This window comes from Pseudonocardia sp. SID8383 (assembly GCF_009864975.1).
Taxonomy (GTDB): domain Bacteria; phylum Actinomycetota; class Actinomycetes; order Mycobacteriales; family Pseudonocardiaceae; genus Pseudonocardia; species Pseudonocardia alni.
Map to the genome: position 1 here is coordinate 1 of NZ_WWFY01000454.1, position 3,982 is coordinate 3,982.

The following is a 3,982-nucleotide window of genomic DNA, read 5'->3' on the forward strand; positions in this document are numbered from 1 at the left end:
GGGGCGCGGCGCAACCTGCGGCCGGGGACGGCGTCACGGACCGCGGCCAGCCCGTCGACGGTGAGGGTCGCCGAGTCGTAGCCGAGGGTCAGCCCGGCGGGGACCCGGGCCGCGGCGGCCGGCGCGCTCGGCCGGTCGACGAGGACCTCCAGGCCGGGGCACTGCTCCGCGGCCTGCACCCGGTAGCGCCCGTCGGTGCAGAGCAGGTCGCCGCCCGGGTCGGCGGCGATCACCGCGGCGGCGTTGGAGCCGGTGAACCCGGTGAGGTGCCGGACGTCGATCAGGTCGGTGACCAACAGTGCGTCCAGTCCGGCGGCGGGGAGCAGGGCGCGCAGGGCGTCGCGCCGGGCGGGGTGGGACATGGCCCGAACCCTATGTGCGGTGTCGCGGCTGTCTAGGGTCTCCGGCATGGGTCTCTACTTCCGCCAGCTGCTGTCGGGCCAGGACTACGCCGTGGGTGACCCGGTGGCCACCCAGATGGTCAATTTCTCGTACCTGATCGGCGACGACGAGACCCGCGAGGCCGTCGTCGTCGACCCGGCCTACTCCCCCGACGAGCTGCTCGCGACCCTCGACGCCGACGGCATGCGCCTGACCGGGGTGCTGGCCACGCACCACCACCCCGACCACGTCGGCGGCACGATGATGGGCTTCGACCTCGTCGGCGTCGCGCAGCTGATCGGGTCGCACCCGGTGCCGATCCACGTGCAGCGCGCCGAGGCCGACTACGTGACGCGGGTGACCGGGCTGTCGGCCACCGACCTGACCCCGCACGACCACGACGACGTCGTCGAGGTGGGGAACGTCGCGATCCGGCTGCTGCACACCCCCGGCCACACCCCGGGCAGCCAGTGCTTCCTGGTGCCCGGCCCGGACGGCGACCGGCTCGTCGCCGGGGACACGCTGTTCCTGCAGGGCTGCGGGCGCACCGACTTCCCGGGCGGCGACACCGCGCAGATGTACCACTCGCTGCAGCAGCTGGCCGCGCTGAAGGGCAACCCGACGGTCTACCCGGGGCACCGGTACTCCCCGGCGTCGAACGCCCCGCTCGACGACGTGCGGGCCACCAACACCGTCTACCGGGCGACCTCGGCCGAGCAGTTCGTGGCCGCGTTCGGTTCATGACGGTCGGACCGTGACGGCCGGGTCGTGACCCCGGCCGCGGTGGTGCTCGTCGAGGGGGCCAGCGACGCCGCGGTGCTCGGGGCCCCCGCGCGGCGTCGCGGCACCCGCCCGCCGACGTGGTGATCGTCGCCCTGCACGCGCTGTTCGCCGCCGAGCTGGACCTGCGGGGGCTACCGGACCCGCTGCGCCGGGTCCTCGACGACGTCGGTCTCTGACCGGGGTGCGGGGTCGGTCCCGTCGGTCGCGATCCACGCCGCGGAGAACACCAGCAGCCGCGACAGCAGGAACAGGAAGAACAGCGTCGCGAGCACGGTGCCGAACACGGCCCCGCCCGCGGTGTCGGACACGGCGCCGACGACGAGCGCGACCCCGAGCTTGAGCAGCTCCAGCGCGACCGCGCCGACGGCGGCGGGACGCACGACCCGGCCCGGCGGGACCGGCCGGCGCGGCAGCCGGGCCAGTACGAAGCAGAACACGGCCCAGTCCAGGACCAGCACCACGACGGCGCCGAGCACCCGCAGCGCGACCCGGCCGCCGAGCGCGTCGCGGACGCCGACCAGCTCCAGGGTGAACCCGGCCAGCCCGGTCACGGCGAACGTCACCACCACCGAGGCGAGGACGGCGACGCCGAGCACGGCCAGCGCGCCCAGGTCCCACAGGACCCGGCGCGGCGAGACGATCCGCTCGGCGGGCAGCCGGAACTGCGCCGACAGCGCCTCCCGCAGGTACGACGTCCACGTCGACCCGGCCCACAGCACCCCGAGCGCACCGATCCCGACGAGCGACCCGCTGCGGTCGGCGGCGGCCTCCACGGCGGGGGCGACGGCGCCGGTCAGCCCGGCCGGGAACGCCGCCTCGACGGCGAGGACCAGGTCGTCGCGGGAGGTGGTGCGCCAGAACACGAGCAGCCCGAGGGCGAAGAACAGGACGAGCAGCAGCGGCACCGCCGCGATCACGGTGTAGAACGCGACCGCGGCGGACAGGTGGTTGCCGCGCTGGTGGCGGTAGCGGTCGGCGGCCCGGCGGGCGTGCCCCACCAGGGACGACCGGGCGGGGAGCTCACGGAGCCGTCGCAGGCCGTCCCGGATCACGTCGCGCACCCGGTCATCCTCTCCCACGGCCCCCATCGCGATCCGCGCCGGAGCGCCGGTGCCACGGGGGGACCTTCGCCCCGGTCGCGGCTCCGGTGCGGGTGGGACCGTTACCCGCCACAACCCCTCCACCCGGACGGAGCACGACCATGGTCGACGCGAGTGACGGAACGGGACGGGCGCCCACCGCCGAGGACGCCACATCACACGGGGTCCGCGGACTCGTCGTACTCCGCGGTGTCCTGGTCCTGCTGTTCGGGCTGGCCGTGCTGGTGACCCCTGGCCTGGCCCTGCTGGTGCTGATCTACGTCTTCGCCGCGTACGCGCTGGTCGACGGCGTCGTCGCGGTCGTGCTCGGGATCCGGCACCGGGGCGAGCGACCCGGCTGGGGCTGTGCCGTCGCGCAGGGCGTGGTGTCGGTCGTCGCCGGTCTGGCGGCCTTCGCGCTGCCCGGGACCGCGGCGCTGTTCTTCCTGTACGTGGTCGCGTTCTGGGCGATCGTCGCCGGAGTCGTCACCGCGGTCTCGGCCAACGAGGTCCGCCGGCACGGCGGTCCGTGGGGGTGGATCGCCGGACGGGCCGTGCTCGACGTGCTGTTCGGCGTCCTGCTGCTCGTGTGGCCGGCGTCCGGCATCCTCGCGATGCTGTGGCTGGTCGGGGCGTTCGCCCTGGCCGCAGGGGTGCTGCTGCTCGTGCAGGCATTCGGGTCGCGTACCCACCCCGCCCTCGGCTGAGGTGTACCGACCGCGGTCTCAGCCGGAGATCGCGGCGTACGCGGTCTCCAGCAGCGCCGGGTCCGGGCCCTCCAGCCGCCCCGGCTCGGCGAGGCCGTCGAGCACGACGAAGCGCAGCGTCCCGGCCCGGGACTTCTTGTCCCCGCGCATGGTCTCGGTCAGCTCGTCGAGCACGCCGGGCTCGTAGCGCGTCGGCAGCCCGACCAGCTCCAGCACCTCGCGGTGCAGGTCGGCGGTGGCGTCGTCGAGCCGCCCCGCGGCGCGGGCCAGCTCGGCGGCGAACACCAGGCCGACCGCGACGGCGTTGCCGTGCCGCCACCGGTAGCGCTCGCGGCGCTCCACGGCGTGGCCGAGGGTGTGGCCGTAGTTGAGGATCTCCCGCAGGTGCGACTCGCGCAGGTCCGCCCCGACGACGTCGGCCTTCACCCGGATCGCGCGGCGCACCAGCTCGCCGAGCACCGGCCCGGCCGGGTCCAGCGCGGCGGCCGGGTCGGCGCGGACGCGGTCGAGGATGACCGGGTCGGCGATGAACCCGGCCTTCCACACCTCCGCGGACCCGGCGACGAGCTCGGGACGCGGCAGCGTGCGCAGCGTGTCGAGGTCGACGAGCACCGCGGACGGCTCGTGGAAGGCGCCCACCAGGTTCTTCCCGGCGGCGGTGTTGATGCCGGTCTTCCCGCCGACGGCGGCGTCGACCATCGCGAGCAGCGTGGTCGGGACGTGCACGACCCGTACCCCGCGCATCCAGGTCGCGGCGACGAACCCCGCCAGGTCGGTGACCGCTCCCCCGCCGAACCCGACGACCACGTCGGCCCGGGTCAGCGCGGCACCGGCACAGGCGTCCCAGCAGTCGGCCAGCGAGGCCAGGGACTTGCCGTCCTCGGCGTCGGGCACCTCGTGGGTGAACGCGGCCAGCCCGGCGGCCTCCAGCTCGGCGCGGGCGGCACCGGCGCGGTCGGCGAGCGTCGGCGGGTGCAGCACGAGGACCCGGCCGGCCCCGGTACCGACGACGACCTCGGCCAGCCGCGCGGC

5 protein-coding genes are annotated in these 3,982 nt (G+C 75.4%); 2 read left to right on the top strand and 3 right to left on the bottom strand.

Features of this window, described 5'->3' with window-relative positions:
* Nucleotides 1-362: aminopeptidase P family N-terminal domain-containing protein (locus GTW08_RS11095; RefSeq protein ID WP_202417020.1), on the bottom strand; the 362-nt coding region annotated here is incomplete at its 3' end.
* A gap of 46 nt (nt 363-408) precedes the next feature.
* Here GTW08_RS11095 and GTW08_RS11100 point away from each other — a divergent pair.
* Nucleotides 409-1,125 (top strand): MBL fold metallo-hydrolase, encoded by a 717-nt coding sequence (locus tag GTW08_RS11100; RefSeq protein WP_062395645.1) that lies wholly within the window; start codon nt 409-411, stop codon nt 1,123-1,125.
* A 170-nt stretch (nt 1,126-1,295) separates the two neighbouring features.
* Here GTW08_RS11100 and GTW08_RS11105 read toward each other — a convergent pair whose 3' ends face one another.
* Nucleotides 1,296-2,225: a YhjD/YihY/BrkB family envelope integrity protein gene (locus GTW08_RS11105; RefSeq protein WP_073574683.1), complete on the bottom strand. Its 930-nt coding sequence runs from the start codon at nt 2,223-2,225 to the stop codon at nt 1,296-1,298.
* Between the two features lie 140 nt (nt 2,226-2,365).
* Here GTW08_RS11105 and GTW08_RS11110 point away from each other — a divergent pair, with 140 nt between their 5' ends.
* Nucleotides 2,366-2,950, top strand: a complete 585-nt coding sequence (locus tag GTW08_RS11110) for an HdeD family acid-resistance protein (RefSeq protein WP_073574682.1) — start codon at nt 2,366-2,368, stop codon at nt 2,948-2,950.
* Nucleotides 2,951-2,968: 18 nt separating this feature from the next.
* On the opposite strand, the gene aroB is transcribed toward GTW08_RS11110, so the two are convergent.
* On the bottom strand, nt 2,969-3,982 hold a 1,014-nt coding region (gene aroB, locus GTW08_RS11115), incomplete at its 5' end, for a 3-dehydroquinate synthase (RefSeq protein WP_161151859.1).

Bases quoted from the DNA above. Each gene is read 5' to 3' on its own strand.
- GTW08_RS11100 (WP_062395645.1), top strand. From the start codon at position 409: ATGGGTCTCTACTTCCGCCAGCTGCTGTCGGGCCAGGACTACGCCGTG.
- GTW08_RS11110 (WP_073574682.1), top strand. From the start codon at position 2,366: ATGGTCGACGCGAGTGACGGAACGGGACGGGCGCCCACCGCCGAGGAC.